We start from the raw sequence: 18478 nt of genomic DNA on the forward strand, positions 1-18478 counted from the left end.
GCATACCCTGAAGAAAAGTAGAACACTTCATCATCAGCAAGTATTGAGATTGACATTCCCGGCACACCTGATATACGACAGGCATCATCTAGCAACGCTTGTATTGCCGCAGATTGCGAATCTGACAACGCATAACTTTGTGTTGCAAATCCTGAGAATAATATAAATATCGTTAATACAAAAACAATAATCTTTTTCATAAACTCTCCTTTTTGGAAAATTATAAGAGAATAATATAAAGTGAACCTATAATCAGCCCTCACCAATCGGACGTTTACGGGCAGCCCGACCCCCACCTAACTTCTTTACTCCAGCCAAATTTTGAGGTGGGAGTTTTACTGCCCGTTAATGTTGGATAAATAACCTCCTTTTACAACTACGAAACTAAATTTTAATTTATCTTTCTATTCACCTATATAATATCAAATAATTGCGAATAGTTACATTTGAACGAACAGATGGATGTAATTTGAAACAACTTTAAAGAGCCTTACTACGTAGAATGTAGTAAGGCTCTTAGCTTTTAATAATCAAAATTCAATAACTTTATTATCATTATACAACAGCCCCACTAAGCGTATTAACACTTAATGAGGCCACTTTATTCACATTATTAATTATGGAACGTCGGTTTATAGAACGAACGATTATCAAGTGCAAAGACACGTTCTGTGTATTCGCCTGGTTTTGTACGTCCTAATGCGCGGTCCATCATGTTCATTTTTGCATCTAAGTTATCGATGTAGTGCAGAATTTCTGCTTCTTTTACTAATGGTGGTTTTGGACTACCCCATTCTGCTTTTCCGTGATGGGAAAGGACGATGTGCTGAAGGATTAATACTTCCTCTGCATCGATTTGTAGTTCGTCTGCTGCTTTACCAATTTCGTTCACCATGATAGAAATGTGGCCTAGTAAATTTCCTTCTAACGTATACGTTGTAGAGATTGGGCCAGATAGTTCGAATACTTTACCAAGGTCGTGTAAAATAACGCCCGCATATAGTAAGTCTTTATCTAACGATGGGTATAGAGCTGATATAGCTTTCGCTAAATCTAACATTGATACAACATGGTAAGCTAGTCCAGATACGAACTCGTGATGGTTCTTTGTCGCTGCTGGATATTCTAAAAATTCGTTTTGGTGCTTATTTAATAAATGTCTTGTTAGACGCTGTATGTTCGGGTTTCTCATTTCAAATATGTATTGCGTAATTTTCTCAACCATATCTTCTTTTTTTATTGGAGCTTTTTCTACGAAATCCGAGATATCTGTTACTTCATTTTCATTCGCAACACGGATTTGTTTCACACGTAATTGAATACGTCCTTTGTAGTTTAAAATATCTCCAGCTACTTTAACGATTGTTTCCGCTACATATTGTTTCTCAACTTCTGGTGATACATCCCATAGCTTCGCTTCAATATCTCCACTTGGATCTTGTAAGATTACTGTTAAAAACGGCTTACCATTGCTTGCGAGACCTTTTGTCGCTGTTTTAATTAACAAGAAAACATCGACTTGTTCACCAACTTCATATTCTACAATTTTCTTTTTCATTCGAATTCCTCCACCAAATCAGTTACTTTTAGTATAGCATACTACAACTCATTTTCTTTACGCTTACGCACTAATTTTATAATCTGTTTTTCTGTAAAATACGTTAATAAATGCGCATGGCATGTAAAGAAGATAACTTGTCTATCTTTCGCAATTTCCTTTATAAGTTCAATCGTTCGATTCGTCCTTACCGCGTCAAAATGTACGAAGCTATCATCAATAATAAATGGATAGTCATGCTCAAACGTTTTCGCTAGCGCGAATCGCAATGATAAATATAACTGCTCCGCTGTCGCTTGGCTTAGTTCATGACTGTAAAAACGCATACCATCGTTACGTTCGACAATGAAAGGTTCCGCTTCTGACGGTGAGAATATTTTACTATATCTTCCGCCTGTTAAATATACGAAATACTCTTCAGATTTTTGTAAAATGCGCGGAAGATGCACTTCATGATAATACTGCTTCGTTTTCGTTAATACTGTCTTTGCGGCCGCATAAGCAGCCCACTTCTTCACTTGTTCACGCACTTGTGATTTTTTCATTTCCCACTCATGTAGTAAATCACCATACGTACTGCCTTCTTCTAAATTCGCAATTTCTATTCGATGCTTCGCAATACGCTCTGTCAGTTCTTTCTCTTGCACCAGACAGCTTTGCGCGACTGTAATTTCTTGCTTTAATTTTTCATCATAACCGTCAGCCTCATAATGCTCAACTAATGACAAACTCGTTAAGCGCTGTTCTAACAAATCAATTTGAGGTAATAAACGCCCCATTTGCTTATCCGCATCTTCACGTTTTTCTGCCCGCTTACCTGCTTCTAAAAACATCTCTTCATCAGTAGAATCTGCAATATGCCATAAGTTATCTCGTTCTACTAGTAGTTGTTTTAATTGCTCTTGCATGAACTCATATTCTTCTTGCCATTCCGCCAGCTTCTCTTTCAGCTGCTTACAAGTTTGGCGCTTCTCTTTTTCATTTTGCATACGACTTTGCGCCTCATGCAAATTACTATACTCTTTACTACCGATAACAGTTTCTAGTTTATGCTCAAAGTGCGAAATCATTTCATATAATGAAGATTTCCGAGCGCCTTGTTTCTCTAGCTCACGATATAATTGCTGCATTTTTTCAATACGCTCAAACGCTGGCAACATGTGCGCATATGTAAAAAATTGAGGGAACATATAGCGCGTTTTATACGCATCTACTTGTTCTCCTATTTGGAAAGTTTCTCTCTCCCATTCTTCATAAGATGAAACGACTTTATCATAAGCACGTTCCATTTGTTGTAATTTATAAGACTCTCGCTCAAATAATTTCCGAATCTCTTCATCCTTTTCTAACTGATAACGAACGGACATCGCCTCTTCACTTTGACGCCCGCCAGCACTTTGCTGAAGAGTAAGAAGCTCTTCTTGTAATCCACCCGAAGGATCTTTATATAAAACGAGTGCTAAAACAATCCCTACAAAAACAATAACACTAATAAATAACAGCACGCGGTTATCTATAAATAGACTCGTGAATAAAACAAGCGTGTTAATAAGAAGTAACAGAAGACAAACTCTTTGCCACTGTTTTTTCTTTTGCATAGCCGCCCCTGCTTTTTCCTCATACTTACGCTTCATTCTCTCTGCGCCCATTCCTAAAAATGCCGCATCTTGAAATGATTTTTCTTTCTCAACTAACGTATTTCGTTCTTCATCCGCCAACATTTGCTGGCTGATTTGTCTTATATTTTCTTCTTGCTCTTCTAATTGCTCTTGAGCCGTTTTAAAACGATCATCAAGCTGTACTTTTTGCGTTTCTAATTCGCGCGCCTTTTGCACCGTTTGTGTAATTAACTCTTTCGTCGCTAAACTTATATCAAATGAAAGAACAGTCTCTTGTTCAAAAGTAGCGCCAATTTGTTGCTGTAGTTCTGCGATTTCTTCTTTTATATTCGCAATACTTCCCGCCATATCACGCATTTCTTGGCGTGCATTTTCATAAGACATATGCTGCATACGAAGTTCTTCTACATAACTTTCCTTTTGTAAAAATGCTTCATCTATTTCTGTGGAATCAATTTCTGATTGCACTGTTTCTATCTTTTTTTGAAGTGAATCTACTTGTACTTGCAGCGGTTCTATCTTTGCCTTTACCGCCTCATAGCGCGCAATTCCGTTTACAGGAAACTGCCCGTTCTCGCTTTTCAACACTTTCTCGTGCGCACTCTTTTCAATAACGAGAGGCTCAAGCGCCGCTAATATTTCATAATCTTGCTTTCGTTTTTCGGCACTCTCTTTTTCCGCACGAACAGAAGCAAGCTTCTCTTCACTTTCTTTTAACTGCTCGACCTGTTTTTCATACGTGCCAATTTTCACTTGCCACTCTTTCATCTTCTCTTCAAGTTTCTTCATCTCTTGCAGTGACACATTAATTTCAGGATTACGACCACTCGGCTTAAAGCGCTGACTCATTTCTTTTTCTAATTTTTTATCTAACTGCAATAACGCATCGCTTCCGACTGCACTTGCCGAAAATAAATAATTACCGATATCCGCTTCGCCGAGCTGATGAATATTTTGCAAACCATGCATATCAAATGAAAAAACAGAATCAAATAAGCTTTCATTCACACCGCTTAATATATCGTTTAAAATATCTTCGCCGCCAGTTTTCCCATCTTCAAAATAAACGGTCACCTCACCAACTGCCGTCTTTGGCAATCGTTCAATTTTCAAACGGCCGTACTTTTCTGTTTGAGCAGTAACTGCTCCGCCATACTTCCCGCCTTCTTTCGGCTCATAGCGGCGCTGTCCTCTCGTTGGAAAACCGAATAAAATACTTTTCATAAACGAGCGAATTGTCGATTTCCCCGCTTCATTTTCACCGTACAACACCGTCAGCATTGAAAGATCCATTTCCACATTTTCTAGTTTTCCATAGCCATAAATATGGAGTTTTTCAATTCTCATTTTTTATCCCTCTCTTGCTGGAATAATTGCTCTAAAATAATATTTTCCGCTTCCTTTTGAATCTCTTTCTTCTCTTCTTCCGTAAAAGATTCAATGCTATTACGCGCTACAGGAGATGTCCAAATGGTGCGCAACACTCCGTCCATATTTGTGAAAGCTTCTAACTCTTTTAGCACGCTACCGACGAAATGATTTTCCTCTTTCAAACGTTCAATTTCTGCAAAAGAAACCGTCTCGTTTTTCCACTTCATCGCATATACAAAGTCTTTTCGCTCTTCTCCCGCTGCTAAAATATGAAAAATCTCTTCCACGCGCTTGTCTTCACGCAAATAAGGAGAAAGTGGACCCTGCCCTGTAAATACGACAGTTAAAAGCATACCTTCCTCTTCTCTTCTGCATTCATTCATCGCACTTGACGCGCTCGTCATAAGGTCATCAACAGTTTCCAGTCCATCAATATTCACTTCTATCTCATCCCATACAACATCCGCCGTATGGAAAAATGAACATTGCGTTCCTTGTTTCGTGAGTTCAATCAGGTACGCACCCTTTTCTCCTGTTTCCTTACGATGACGTCCTTGTATATTACCTGGATAAATAATGCATGGCTCTTCTGATAGAATTTCACGTTTATGTATATGGCCAAGAGCCCAATAATCAAACTGCTTTTCTTTTAGCTCACGAATTTGAAACGGTGCATAGCGATTATGCTCTGCATCCCCTTCCACACTTCCGTGAAGCATGCCAATATGAAAAGGCGCATCACTCATTTTCGTATACTGCGCTGTCATATTATCCGTTACCACTTGCTGCAAATAACTAAACCCGTAAATAGAAGCTAACAACTCACCATTTTTATAAAATGATTTCTCTTCTACATAAGGCTCCGTAAACACATGAACATTTTCCGGAAACTCAATTGCTGCCCAGCTTCCCCCTAAATGATCGTGGTTACCGTGAATAATAAAAACAGGGATATCGTACTGCGACAGTCGCTTCATTTGCTCGCGTACAAACACTTGCGCTCTCAAACTTCTCGTCTCCGCATCATACAAATCCCCGGCTAGCAATACGAAATCAACGCGCTCTTGAATCGCTTTATCAACAATACGCTCGAACGATTCAAACGTACTCTGCTTCATTCTCTCCCAAACAGACTGTGCTACATTCATTTCCATCCCTTTAAACGGACTATCCAAATGCAAATCAGCCGCATGTATAAACTTCACTTGTTTCACAAATAACGATCCTTTCTATATTTCAAAAGTTTCATTTTATCCGCATGAACACAAACAATAAATGCTCAATTGGTCAAAACTAGTAATAAGCAGGAAATAAAAAACTCCCCACTGATTAAAGTTTCACTTTACCCCGTATTAACGGGCAGTAGGCAAAGAAGCCAATCTGAAAGTAAACTGCCCATAAATACCCGATTGGTTCAACTAATAACTAATGGGGATGAAAAGACTCCCCATTAGTTAAAGTTTCACTTTATTGTAACACGCAATGTCATATATTTCTTTGCATATTCTAGTGATTTATGCCAAAATAGTTATAAGATTCTGATTTTTATTATTGGAGGGAATTTTCATGGGAGTATACGTTCTAACAGTCTTTGAAAAAGATGGTTCAAAAGCATTAGATGAATCATTCGAGGCGGCAACTGAAAAAGAAGCGAAAGCAAAAGGTGAATCTATTTTACAAGAGAAAGGATTGTATGAAAAAACACATCGCTGCACATCTTCTGCAGGTAAGCTCGTTTTATTCCAGCGCTAAAAAAAAGAAGCGTCATCCGCTTCTTTTTCACTCTACTATATCTTCGTCACACCACGTAAACGCCACATCTAGAATACGATTACCGATACGTACGCGCTTATTCCATTTTCCTGTTTGGATCTGATGTTGCAATTCCGCTTTCATCTTTTCCGTCCAGTCGTGAATCGTGTCACTACGGTCGTACGGATATACGCCTGGAAACTCTTCCTGCAGAAGATGCAAGCTCTCTGCATCAAAATGAAAATGGAAGAAGTAGTTTGCTGTAAGCGATGGTTCTTGCAATCGTAAAAAATGATCATCAACTTGCTTTCTATTTCTATAGAAAGTAAAGATATTCACTTTACCGCTCGTAATTTGGTCAATTTGAATTTCGTGCTTCTCTATAATCACGTCTTGCCCACCTCGTTATATACTATCCTTAGTATATATGTCTTTTGCAACAAAGTTAACCATTTTCGCGCGAAATTCATTTCCTTCATTATATTACCTGTACCTCCAAGTACAATCAGAACTACTAAAAACAAAGTTGAAGGGGAGCGATTTCATGTATTTCGGAAGCAAAGGTTGGTATGTAAAAGAACTTAAAAAATTAGGGATTCGTACTTACGAAGGTAAAAAACTAGAATCTTATCGTACGCATATTTTATCTAGTTTACTTGAGAGAATGAAGAAAGCTTCGGCTTAATAGATGTAGGAAGCAACAAATTGTTGCTTCCTTTTACTTTTATTTAGTAAATAAAAACTGGAATCATTATAAATTAACAATCTACCTTTACTATTATACTATCTTGATAAAAACCACCTAATATCAACTGAACCTTTATTATCAAATACTCTTCCAGATGATTATTCGTATATATTTTAAATTCTCCATACTCATTAACCCGTCCACTTCCAACAAGCATATCGCCGCTCGTTATGACAATTGTTGCATAAGGTTCCGCATGGCCCGATACATAATTATCACCATATTTCACAAAATCTATCGTTATTTTCTCATAAATATTACTAACTGAATCTATACATTTCTTTTCATACAAATTAGCATTTAGTTCTTCGGTCCTCGAAAACGCTCTATTCCTGCTAACCTTTTCTGAAGAGAAAGCAAAACTCCCCAGCCAACTAAACCTATAAAATGTAGTAATAGGTAGAAACATCTGTGTTAACTCCCCCATTTCTTATCAACTGCAATCTTTGAATGAATTTACAGCAATACGTTTTATGTTGGGATAAAAGAAAACAGCTTTGATTTTCCATTCAATTTCGCACTGTTAATTTGTACAGAACACATAGAATACTGGTTTTCACCCCAGATGTAATGACAACACTACACAAAAGAAACCACGGTCCATTAAATGTAAATCCACCTTCAAATATATTAATAATAATTATGTTACCAATTATTAAGAGAATCCATGAAATGAAATACTGTTTTCCATTTGTAATATATAAAATTTCATCCTCATAACAGACTGTAATTCCCCCACCTTGCCAAACACCAATAGCGAAAGAAATAAGCGTAACTGCCAGTAACTCTGCTTGTAAATCCCTAGTCATTGGTTGCGGCGCCATATAAGTAATAATCCCTATCATCATGAGAAAAGTTATAATATCTATCCAGTTTAATTTTCTTTGTTTGCTTTGCAGCCAAATAAAGAAAATTAATACAGGAATTAAAAGCAAAGTTTCCATTTAATTATTCTTCTTCCTTTCCTACATTAGAAACGTCTATAATTGTAATGCAATTAGATTGTTCTTAAATCTCTCATACTTTCTGAAGCATAACATGAGAAAGAAATAAAAAAATCGTACAAAAGGGCAAGCCTATAATGTACGATTGGGCATATATAATGTTTTAAAAATGAATTAACTTCCTTTCAATAGATACAGCTACTGCTTCTGACCGTGAATTAACACCTAATTTATTGTATATATTTGTTAAATATGCTTTTACCGTTCGCTCAGCTATTCCCATATCAAATGCAATTTCTTTATTCTTATATCCGCGCGCAATAGCTTTCAGCACAAACAATTCTTTAACCGTTAAGTTATTTTTTGCAACCTTATCAGCATGTACTTCTTTCCTTTTATACTTCACTATCTTTTCCATAATATTTGGTTGTAGTAAAATCTCACCTCGAATAGCCGCTTCCAATGTTCGAAACAAATTCTCACGATCCGTATCTTTTAGCAAATATCCTTTTGCCCCTAACTCAATTCCCTTTAACATTAATTCATCTTCGTTATAAGTAGTTAATATAATAATCGGCGTATGATTTTGTTTTTTATTTAAAGCCTCAATTGTTTCTAAGCCACTCATTTTAGGCATATTTAAATCCATTAAAATGACATCAGGTTTCTTTTTTTCTATGAAAGAAAGAGCTTCTTCTCCGTTTGCAGCCTCACCTATAATTTGAAATGAATCACTCGTTTCTATTATTAATTTCAGACCCTCTCTCACAACGAAATGATCGTCTACAATTAATACGTTATGCTTCATGGCTATCTCCTTCTTTATTTATAGGCACTTGAATATACACTTTCGTACCTTTCATCTTTTCACTCAATATATGTATTTCTCCCTTAATCAATCGAACACGCTCATTTAAGCCAATTAAACCATAATGTCCAGGATTCTTACCGATATATCCAGTGTCAAAACCAATTCCATTATCTTCAACTTCAATAGTAAGCTTTTCAAGGTCATCGATATATTCAACTTTTAAATTTACATCTGTTGCCTGTGAATGTTTTGCGATATTCGTTAAACATTCACTAATTACATATAAGCAGTGCTCTTTTACTACGCTTGAAATATACGGCGGACTTTGGATAGTAAATCTCACATGTATAGACGTAGCTTCAGAAAAACGTTGAACCTCTTCTTTTACTGCTCCATTAAATGAATTAGTAGTATGACGCAAATCATCAATAACCAACCTTGCATCATGTAAAGTTTGTCTCGCTCTTATCATAGTTTGTTTCATAATCTCTTGAGAGCGTCCTGTATTCCCCTTTTGCATATGGGCATCTATTGCTTCCAATTGCATAATTAAGCTTGCTAAACCTTGCGCTAACGTATCATGTAAATCTCTTGCCATACGCTGCCTTTCATTAGCTAATGTCAATTCTTCCACTCTCATATATGCAGACTCTAACTCTTGAATATAGCTCTGTATACGATTACGTGCATCAAATTGCTGCTTATTAATGTAAGAAAAAGGAATAATAATTGCTAATACTAAAAGAAACATAGAGATAAGAATAGCTAATTTATTCACACCATAATTAATACTAATTGCAGCACAAAATATTGCATACATAAAAGTAAAAACTGCCATTACTTTAAATATATTGTTATAAACATATAAACTTTGGGCGATTAAAATAGGAGTTAATCCAACAAAAATCGCTATCGAAGCATTTGTTGCAATAAATGCAGCCAAAAACACAATGAAAAGTTGTACAAAAAAGAAGTACAACAATTGCCTATTTTTTAATGAACTCGCATACCAATGAAAAATAGTATGAATAACAATGACTATTGTAAAGAAAAAACTATCCATAGAGAAAATATTATTACGAAATTCTAAAAGCATTGAAGCTATATATACGAGTGTAATCCATAAAATAATAAACCTTCTTGGAATAAATACCACTTCCAATACATTTGTATCCAAATCTATATTTAAACTTATTTTTTTCATATCTGACCTCCACCATTACATTATACAAGATGCAACTTACATTTTGATAAAGTGAAGGCTTTTACATACAGCCCCACTCCCACAAATAGCGGGATAAGTCACTGATTCCTCTTCATCCTCATTACCAAATACAAATACGAAATATTGTATATCGAAATGCATTGATGTTTATGTAAGATTATTATTCAGCAATCCATACAATGCTACATAATTAATGTATATTTTAAAAGTTTGCACAATCAAAATCTCCTCAAAGTATAAACGACGACTTTCTGTTCCCTTTTATTTAGTACTAATGAAATAACCCCTCAAACCAAAAATGCTATAATAAACCCAATCAAACTAAGGGGGAACATTTATCTTGCACGGAAAACACATTCAATTTCACAAGTTTGGTAACCCAAAAGATGTATTACAAGTTGAATATAAAAATATAAAACCATTAAAAGATAATGAAGTTTTAGTTCGTATGTTAGTTAGACCGATTAATCCATCTGACTTAATTCCCATAACCGGAGCGTATGCACATAGAATCCCTTTACCTAACATACCTGGTTATGAAGGTGTTGGTATTGTAGAAGATGTAGGCGCGGGCGTTACTAGAGATCTTATCGGTAAACGTGTTTTACCTTTACGCGGAGATGGTACTTGGCAAGAGTTCGTTACAACATCAGCTGATTTTGTAGTCCCTATTCCTGATTCAATCGATGATTTTACAGCGGCACAAATGTATATTAATCCCCTTACGGCGTGGGTCACATGCACAGAAACACTAAACTTAAAACAGAATGATATTTTATTAGTAAATGCTTGTGGATCCGCTATTGGTCATCTTTTTGCTCAGTTATCACAAATTTTAAACTTCCGATTAATTGCAGTTACGAGAAATAATAAGCATACAGAAGAATTACTGCGCCTCGGTGCCGAATATGTAATAGATACTTCCACTGCCCCGCTTTATGAAACAGTTATGGAGTTAACAAATGGGCTTGGTGCAGATGCAGCGATTGATTCTATCGGGGGACCGGATGGAAATGAATTAGCTTTCTCCTTACGTCCAAATGGACGCTTTTTAACTATCGGCCTTCTATCAGGTATACAAGTAAACTGGTCAGAGATTGTCACGAAAGCAAAAGTGCACGCGAACATATTTCATTTACGACATTGGAATACAGAAGTGTCACCATATAAATGGCAAGAAACGTTTCGTCACTTAATTCGCTTAGTGGAAAATAAGCAATTACGTTTTATGAAAGTACATTCTACGTATGACTTAGCGGATGTGAAAACGGCGGTTGATGTCGTGCAGTCTGCTGAGAAAACGAAAGGGAAAGTGTTTTTGACGAGTTATTAAATACAATTGAAGGATCTATTTTGATTGATTTTTTCAAAAAAAATTTTTTTATGTCTTATAAATCCTATTTTAGTATCCCATTTCAACTACCTAAAAAATAACATTGTCAACAGAACTTAAATTGGTTATCATAAAAACTAATATAACAGGAGATGAGCAGATGAATATAAACGAAAAGAAATCTTTTTCAAAAGTTTCTCGACGGAAATTAGTCGATGAAGTGTTGGAACGTCTACAAGAAAAAATCTTTTCTGGCGAGTATGAAGTTGGTGATCGCCTCCCTACAGAGCCGCAATTAATGGAAGAGTTAGGTGTAGGGCGTTCGACGCTGCGAGAAAGCATAAAGATATTAGTACATGCCGGCATCTTAGAAGTTCGACAAGGACAAGGTACTCGTATTGTCTCACTAAATACAACACAAGATTCATTTGAAAAACGATTGCAAGCAGCTAATATTAATCATGTGTATGAAGCAAGAAATATGTTAGATAAAGAAGTAGCGATGTTAGCGGCACAGCGCCGAAGCGAAGAGGATCTTTTATATTTAAAAGGACATTTGAATAAAAGAAAAAATGCCCTTCAAGAAGGAAATTATGTAGCATACATAGATGCAGACATTCAGTTTCATCTAGCAGTTGCAAAGGCGAGCAAAAACGAAGTTCTACTTGATTTGTATCAATCTTTCGTACCTGCCCTTCGCCACATTTTAAGCCAATTAATATTAAATACAGCGAACTATGAAGATAACTCTGACATTCATGAAAAATTATTCCAAGCTATTTTAAAACAAAATGCCGAAGAGGCTCGAACATACGCTGTTCAAAATTTGGAGCTGAAATAAGCTCCTTATATATTACACTAAAACATCAGATGATATACTCAATAACATCTGATGTTTATGAGAGGAGAAAATGAAATTGAAACATCAAGAACGAACTTATTTGTATATACTAGCACTATTTTTTGTTTCCATTAATTTACGTATCGGAATTACATCTATTTCACCTTTATTAGAAACAATCCGACAAGACTTAAATATAAGCAATTTTTCCGTTAGTTTTTTAACAGCTATTCCTGTTTTTTGTATGGGGACATTCGCCTTACTGACTGGGAAGGTAATTAAAAAATTCGAAGCAGAAAAGGCAATTATGGCTTGTCTTATTTTAATTGGCTTTGCTACATGTATGAGGGCTTTTACCTCTTCCATTTCCACATTATTCGCGAGCTCTTTATTTATCGGCATCGGAATTGCACTTGCAGGTCCGTTACTATCAGGTTTTATTAAAGAAAAATTCCCTACGAAAATCGGCTTAATGATTGGCATATATTCAGTAGGTATGGGAACTGGTGCTTCTTTAAGTGCAGGGTTAACGATCCCTTTACAACATGTATTAAAAGAAGATTGGAATATGGCACTCGCTTTTTGGGGTGTACTTACTATTATCGCTATTATATTTTGGTATCCGGTTATGAAACGAAAAAAGAATACGAGTACACAAGATAAAAAGAATAATAGTTTACCTTTAAGAAATAAAAAAGCATGGTTGTTCACAATCTTTTTCGGACTACAATCAGGAATCTTTTACTCCATTACGACTTGGCTTGCGCCCGCAAATCAAAGTATGGGTGTCAGTAGCGAACAAGCTGGTACTCTCATAACTGTATTTACAGTTATTCAAATGATATGTAGCTTTTTAATTCCAACATTAGCCGATATTTATAAAAACCGAGCACTTTGGTTATTAGGGAGTATATGCTTCGTACTCGTAGGTTTATCGCTTATGATTTACCCACTAACTACACCATGGATCCCTTCTATTTTACTAGGCATCGGGCTCGGCGGCGTATTCCCACTCGCTCTCATGCTACCGCTATATGAAACAAAAACTTCAGAAGATGCGAGTGCATGGACTGCTATGATGCAGTCCGGAGGATACATTATGGGCGGATTCATTCCTGTCCTAGCAGGAATCGCTCGTGACTATTTTGATGGTTATACGCAAGTTTTTATTATAATGGCACTTTTAAGCTTAATTTTGTTCCTATTAACTTTAGTCATGAACAAAAAGAAAGTAGAAGCAAAAGATCTTATAGCTTAAATAAAAAGAATGAGCTTTTTCCTAAAGGATCAAGCTCATTCTTTTTACTTCTACTACTTGAAAACAAAAAAAGCCCCTCAAAGCATACGCTTCAAGGGGTGAGCCTGTTTTTTATTTAATTATATACGTACAGCTGTACCACTTACAGCAACCATTAACATTCCATCACGAACAACTTCATAATCTACGTCAATACCAACAATAGCGTTCGCACCTTTTTGTTTTGCAAGTTCTTTCATTTCATCCATCGCGATATCACGAGCTTCTTTTAGCTTGCTTTCATAAGAACCAGCGCGGCCACCGACAACATCACGAACGGAAGCGAATAAGTCGCGAACAATATTTGCACCCATAATAGCTTCACCATTTACAATATCAATATACTCAATAATTTCTTTACCTTGGATTCCAGACGTTGTTGTTACAATCATGACTGACACTCTCCTAATAAGTTGTAGTTTTTAATGTGCTTTCTTATGTCTTTATTATGACATGGAAAAAGTATCTAATCTATTGAATTACCTTACAGGAGTGTGACAATTTTGTAAGAATAAAGCGCCTATTATGCTTAATAAAGTGCTTTAACATTCGGATACATAAACGATTCTCTATTTTCTTTCCAATCCTTTTCTACTTCTTTAAAAGTTGGTCGCCCTACTTCTTCCTTGTTTTTCTGTTTACGAAACCATTTCTTCACATACTGATCTCCATTTTTATTTTGAACTGTACAAAGGAAACTATTACTACTATCCTTTAATATTTTTACAATCACGAAAAGACACCTCTTCCCTTTTTAATATCATAATAGAACTTGATCTTTTACTATAAGCCCTTCCTCTCTTATAGTCATACGACTCCTCGGCCGCGCCAAAGTTGTAAGATCAAAAACGATATTCACTATGTTTACATTTTGCATAATTGATATGTGAAGTAAATATTATTTAAAGAAATCAGAGTTATAGGCGTTATACTTATCAAATATTTTATAGATTTCTAACTTATCATCTAATTTTGCATCTACTAAAATTAATATATTTCCATCGTAAATGTATTCTTCATATTTTTTAGCATGTTCTTCGGGAATTCCTAATCCGATAAATGCTCCTATTAAACTTCCAGCTCCTCCGCCAATACCGGCTCCTCCAATAGCTGCTGCGATAGGTCCTGCTGCTACGATTGGACCCATTCCAGAAACGGCAAGTACACCAAGACCTGTTAATAAACCACCGAGTCCGCCTGCTACTCCTCCTGCCACAAGCCCTGTCGCTGAAAAGATATCCGCTTTATGTGCCGTTTCACTATTCACTTTTTCACCCGATTTTTCTTCCAGATGTTCAATTTCCTTTTGATCCTTCGCAATAGCTGAAATGTTACCCGCCGAGTATCCTTTATCTTTTAATTCATTAATAACGAATGCCGCATCATCAATTGTTCTAAAAATACCTACTATTTTTCTATCTGTATTCATAACTATTAACCTCCTAAAGTTTTATATAATGTATCTTTATCTTTCTTCATTTCTGTATACACTAACCTTCTTATTAACATAACCATTTACGAAAAAAGCGAATAGTAAAAGCATTACAAGCGAACTACTTAACAAGTAAATTAAATCAAATGTAATATCAATCATCATTTCATTCATGTATACCAGACTCCTTTTTATTTAAAGTAAAAGTATATTTTTATAGGCTAGAAATCTTATAATTCATCTTCAGTCAATCTCTTTGTAGTATATGTATACCCTTCGTAACCCTTTCTAAACGTAAAAATACTATAATTATATTTTTTCTTATTTATATGTTTAACATTTTTTAAAACGGGTATGTTTATATTGTTATGCTTACTATATGGAAAGGAATATTTCGATGAATGCAATCCAATCTACTACTATTTTTTATAATGAAACACCTACAATAACGCAGATTCATCATTTTTATGCTTTAATGACAACATTTCAAACTAATTTATTTATAAGTAAACATGGAACACTTACTTCTATTAAAAGCTTAAGCACATTAATATCCTTTTTCCTTACTGTAAAAAAGAGAGAGCTTGTATTATTTATCTTTGAAGGAATAGATGCAAAAAAAGCTTTAAGTACACTCTTTCCTTCTTAAAAGTTTTATTATCCCCCTATTCCCTCGATCGTTACTTTTCATATATGTTTTTATATTTCAAAATGATTTCCTCTATTCAAAACGAGACCCCCTAATACAATAGGGGGATTTCTAGTTTGGCCTTATGAAAACTGATATAATATATATTACGTTTTTCATTCTTTACAATAGAAAACTTTTAATAATCTTGAAGGTAGGAATTTTTAATGAAATCGAAAGCAAAATTTAGTATCCGCTACAAAATTATGGCTGGTTATTTAGTTATGATTTTGTTCTTACTTATTTCTTTCATTATGTTAAACAATGAGATTTCCAATTTACAAAAATCTCGTAATTTTATTATTGATCACGATTTTAAAGTTCTTAATTTAACGAATCAAGTGGAGAAAGAATTGCTAACAATTGAAAATAAAGCGAAAGGATTTATTACTTCTAATAACGCAAATTACGTGCAATCCCTGAACACTGCGGAAAAGGATTACGAAAAACATTATCAAGATCTTTTGGCTCTATTAGAGGATAACCCCTCTCAGCAAGAAAAATTAAAACAGATTAACGAAAATATTAATAGTTGGATTAATAAAGAGATTCATCCATTAATTACAAATCATAATAGTAATAACATACAAGCAATCGACACGACTCAAATTCAGTCATTACAATCGCAGCTAACTAACTTCCGTGGTGTAGAGGAGCAACTAACGAAAAAAAGAGCTGCACAATTAGATACTGAAAATAATAAATTAGAGATTTGGTTATACAGTTTATTGTTCTTACTTTCTTGTATTTCTATTATCATTTCACTCTATATTTCGAATTCCATTACAAAAACGATTAAAAACGTAATTCAAGCTATTAAATCCATTTCTTCTAAAGAAAAAATTACTGAAAGAATTCATGTAAACACGCGGGATGAAATAAAAGAGCTTGCTCATACAACGAACCACCTACTAGACGAAATATCTAAAAGAGAGTGGTTACAAACCGAGCTTGCAGAATTAATTTTAATGTATCAAGGTATACCTTCTATTGAGATGTTAGGTAAAAAAATTCTTAGTGGAGTTATACAAAAAACGCAAACCTCTTGCGGTGCATTCTATGTACGTGAAGAAATTGAAGAAACTGTCTACTATGTGAAGAAAGCTTCTTTCGCTGATCAAGGTGCTGATATTGGAAAACAATCCATTAAAATGGGTGAAGGTTTAATTGGGCAATGTGCTTTAGAAAAACAAAGCTTTATTCTTCGAGAAATACCCGAAGAATTTCGTTATGTCACTAGCGGCTTATTAGAAATACGCCCTCAAAACCTACTAGTCGTCCCTATCTTATTTGAAGATGAAGTGATCGCAGTAATGGAGTTAGTAAGTGTAACTGAGATTTCAGACTTACATCAAGATTTAATTCAACAAACCGTTGATAACCTAGGTCTAACCATCCATAGTATTATGGGACGTATGCGAATTCAAACTCTTTTACATGAATCACAAGCAATGACAGAAGAGTTGCAAGTTCAATCAGAAGAATTGCAAACGCAAGCTGAAGAACTGCAAATGCAAGCCGAAGAATTAAGAACAACGAATGAACAACTAGAGTCTAGAACTGAAGAGGCCGAGCAAAAGACAGCTGACTTACAAATTACTAAATCAGAATTAGAAGAAAAAGCAAGCGAAATATTACGTAGTTCAAAATACAAATCAGAATTCCTAGCAAATATGTCCCATGAATTACGAACACCGTTAAATAGTATTTTACTATTATCTGAAATGCTAAGAGAAAATCATGATAACCATTTATCCGATGATGAAATTGAATTAGCAACCGTCATTCATTCATCAGGAAAAGATTTACTTACTCTAATTAATGACATACTAGATTTATCTAAAGTAGAAGCCGGAAAACTAGACGTCATTTTTGAAGCAACGAACATAAGTGACATGGCAGCAAATATGCATCAAAACTTTTTACATATAGCTGCACAAAAAAATGTCGAATTTACTATTGAAGACAGTGATATTATTCCTAATTTATTTTATACAGATGCAAAGCGGATTGAGCAAATTATTAAAAACTTATTATCCAATGCATTTAAATTCACGGAAAAAGGATCCGTCTCTTTACATTTCGATCCGATAGAAACAACCAATTTGAGTAATGAAATGCAGTCTATAAGTAATGATTGGATTACAATTTCAGTAAAAGATACTGGTATTGGTATCGCTACAGAACAGCATCAACTTATTTTCGAAGCTTTTCAACAGGCAGATGGCGCAACGATTCGGAAATATGGTGGTACAGGCTTAGGATTATCTATCTGTAAAGAGTTTGCTAGATTATTAGGCGGTTGGATTACGTTAGAAAGTAACGTAGGAGAAGGCAGTACTTTCACAGTATATATTCCTAACCTTCCAAATGGGTTAACTGATATACAAGTATCCAATTTAGAAGTCGCAGCAACGATAGAAGATGTTATTCCTGCTGAAGTTATTGAGGAAACTATAGTTACTCCAGAAACAAATAACGTCTTCCAAGAGAAAACTATTTTAATTGTCGATGATGATCATCGAAATATATTTGCATTACAAAATGCATTAGAAAAACAACATGCCAACATTATTACTGCACAAAACGGCATAGAGTGTTTAGAAATACTAAAAAGCAATACAAATATTGACCTTATCTTAATGGATATTATGATGCCGAATATGGACGGTTATGAAACGATGGAACATATCCGAATGAATTTAGGGTTACATGAAATACCTATTATCGCATTAACTGCTAAAGCAATGCCAAATGATAAAGAAAAATGTTTATCTGCTGGCGCTTCAGATTATATAAGTAAACCATTAAATTTACATCAACTCTATTCGGTAATGAGTGTATGGTTAATAAAATAAG

19 protein-coding genes and 1 pseudogene are annotated in these 18478 nt (G+C 35.1%); 7 read left to right on the plus strand and 13 right to left on the minus strand.

What is annotated here, in order from left to right; genetic code table 11:
• From MR155_RS23345 to MR155_RS23360, 4 genes and pseudogenes are all read right to left on the minus strand, one after another.
• Positions 1-200 (minus strand): annotated as a pseudogene (locus MR155_RS23345) (serine hydrolase domain-containing protein); the annotation flags it as partial.
• A gap of 413 nt (positions 201-613) precedes the next feature.
• Positions 614-1558, minus strand: a complete 945-nt coding sequence (gene yhaM / locus MR155_RS23350; RefSeq protein ID WP_002011096.1) for a 3'-5' exoribonuclease YhaM — start codon at positions 1556-1558, stop codon at positions 614-616.
• A 41-nt stretch (positions 1559-1599) separates the two neighbouring features.
• A complete protein-coding gene (locus MR155_RS23355) occupies positions 1600-4524 on the minus strand; it encodes an ATP-binding protein (RefSeq protein WP_242311186.1) in 2925 nt (974 codons plus the stop codon).
• A complete protein-coding gene (locus MR155_RS23360) occupies positions 4521-5762 on the minus strand; it encodes a metallophosphoesterase family protein (protein ID WP_242311187.1) in 1242 nt (413 codons plus the stop codon). The genes MR155_RS23355 and MR155_RS23360 overlap by 4 nt, the downstream gene beginning before the upstream one ends.
• Positions 5763-6114: 352 nt before the next feature.
• Between MR155_RS23360 and MR155_RS23365 the strand changes: the two genes are divergently transcribed.
• Positions 6115-6300, plus strand: a complete 186-nt coding sequence (locus MR155_RS23365) for a YhzD family protein (protein ID WP_000539551.1) — start codon at positions 6115-6117, stop codon at positions 6298-6300.
• Between the two features lie 27 nt (positions 6301-6327).
• Here the strand turns inward: MR155_RS23365 and MR155_RS23370 are convergent, their stop codons facing one another.
• Positions 6328-6690, minus strand: coding sequence for a hypothetical protein (locus MR155_RS23370; RefSeq protein WP_002011092.1), 363 nt, complete (start codon positions 6688-6690; stop codon positions 6328-6330).
• A 154-nt stretch (positions 6691-6844) separates the two neighbouring features.
• Between MR155_RS23370 and MR155_RS23375 the strand changes: the two genes are divergently transcribed.
• The gene (locus MR155_RS23375) at positions 6845-6985 is read left to right on the plus strand and encodes a YflJ family protein (protein ID WP_000273535.1); all 141 of its coding nucleotides are present in this window, start codon (positions 6845-6847) and stop codon (positions 6983-6985) included.
• Between the two features lie 73 nt (positions 6986-7058).
• Here the strand turns inward: MR155_RS23375 and MR155_RS23380 are convergent, their stop codons facing one another.
• The 4 genes from MR155_RS23380 to MR155_RS23395 all read right to left on the minus strand — a co-directional run bounded on the left by MR155_RS23380 (position 7059) and on the right by MR155_RS23395 (position 10007).
• A complete protein-coding gene (locus MR155_RS23380) occupies positions 7059-7457 on the minus strand; it encodes an Ig-like domain-containing protein (RefSeq protein ID WP_113936623.1) in 399 nt (132 codons plus the stop codon).
• Between the two features lie 100 nt (positions 7458-7557).
• Positions 7558-7992, minus strand: a complete 435-nt coding sequence (locus MR155_RS23385; RefSeq protein WP_113936624.1) for a hypothetical protein — start codon at positions 7990-7992, stop codon at positions 7558-7560.
• A 163-nt stretch (positions 7993-8155) separates the two neighbouring features.
• On the minus strand, positions 8156-8800 hold the full coding sequence (locus tag MR155_RS23390) for a response regulator (RefSeq protein ID WP_113936625.1): 645 nt from the start codon (positions 8798-8800) through the stop codon (positions 8156-8158).
• Positions 8790-10007 carry a sensor histidine kinase gene (locus MR155_RS23395; RefSeq protein WP_242311188.1) on the minus strand — a complete coding sequence of 406 codons (1218 nt, stop codon included), beginning with the start codon at positions 10005-10007 and terminating at the stop codon, positions 8790-8792. Before MR155_RS23395 ends, MR155_RS23390 begins: the two co-directional genes overlap by 11 nt.
• Before the next feature lie 361 nt (positions 10008-10368).
• Between MR155_RS23395 and MR155_RS23400 the strand changes: the two genes are divergently transcribed.
• From MR155_RS23400 to MR155_RS23410, 3 genes are all read left to right on the plus strand, one after another.
• Positions 10369-11361: a zinc-dependent alcohol dehydrogenase family protein gene (locus MR155_RS23400; protein WP_242311189.1), complete on the plus strand. Its 993-nt coding sequence runs from the start codon at positions 10369-10371 to the stop codon at positions 11359-11361.
• Between the two features lie 160 nt (positions 11362-11521).
• Positions 11522-12202: a FadR/GntR family transcriptional regulator gene (locus MR155_RS23405; protein WP_242311190.1), complete on the plus strand. Its 681-nt coding sequence runs from the start codon at positions 11522-11524 to the stop codon at positions 12200-12202.
• Positions 12203-12272: 70 nt separating this feature from the next.
• Positions 12273-13460, plus strand: a complete 1188-nt coding sequence (locus MR155_RS23410) for an MFS transporter (RefSeq protein WP_242311191.1) — start codon at positions 12273-12275, stop codon at positions 13458-13460.
• 119 nt (positions 13461-13579) lie between these two features.
• On the opposite strand, the gene MR155_RS23415 is transcribed toward MR155_RS23410, so the two are convergent.
• The 4 genes from MR155_RS23415 to MR155_RS23430 form a co-directional block, all read right to left on the minus strand.
• Positions 13580-13891, minus strand: a complete 312-nt coding sequence (locus tag MR155_RS23415) for a YbjQ family protein (protein ID WP_000637510.1) — start codon at positions 13889-13891, stop codon at positions 13580-13582.
• Positions 13892-14028: 137 nt separating this feature from the next.
• Positions 14029-14232: a DUF4028 family protein gene (locus MR155_RS23420; protein ID WP_242311192.1), complete on the minus strand. Its 204-nt coding sequence runs from the start codon at positions 14230-14232 to the stop codon at positions 14029-14031.
• A gap of 165 nt (positions 14233-14397) precedes the next feature.
• A complete protein-coding gene (locus tag MR155_RS23425) occupies positions 14398-14928 on the minus strand; it encodes a general stress protein (protein ID WP_242311193.1) in 531 nt (176 codons plus the stop codon).
• A 36-nt stretch (positions 14929-14964) separates the two neighbouring features.
• Positions 14965-15105, minus strand: coding sequence for a hypothetical protein (locus MR155_RS23430; RefSeq protein ID WP_002011076.1), 141 nt, complete (start codon positions 15103-15105; stop codon positions 14965-14967).
• Positions 15106-15328: 223 nt separating this feature from the next.
• Between MR155_RS23430 and MR155_RS23435 the strand changes: the two genes are divergently transcribed.
• Both MR155_RS23435 and MR155_RS23440 read left to right on the plus strand, forming a co-directional pair.
• Positions 15329-15580, plus strand: coding sequence for a hypothetical protein (locus tag MR155_RS23435; protein ID WP_242311194.1), 252 nt, complete (start codon positions 15329-15331; stop codon positions 15578-15580).
• A gap of 206 nt (positions 15581-15786) precedes the next feature.
• A complete protein-coding gene (locus MR155_RS23440) occupies positions 15787-18477 on the plus strand; it encodes an ATP-binding protein (RefSeq protein WP_242311195.1) in 2691 nt (896 codons plus the stop codon).
• The last annotated feature ends 1 nt before the right edge of the window (position 18478 follow it).

This window comes from Bacillus cereus group sp. BfR-BA-01331 (assembly GCF_022663915.1).
Classification (GTDB): Bacteria; Bacillota; Bacilli; order Bacillales; family Bacillaceae_G; genus Bacillus_A; species Bacillus_A mycoides.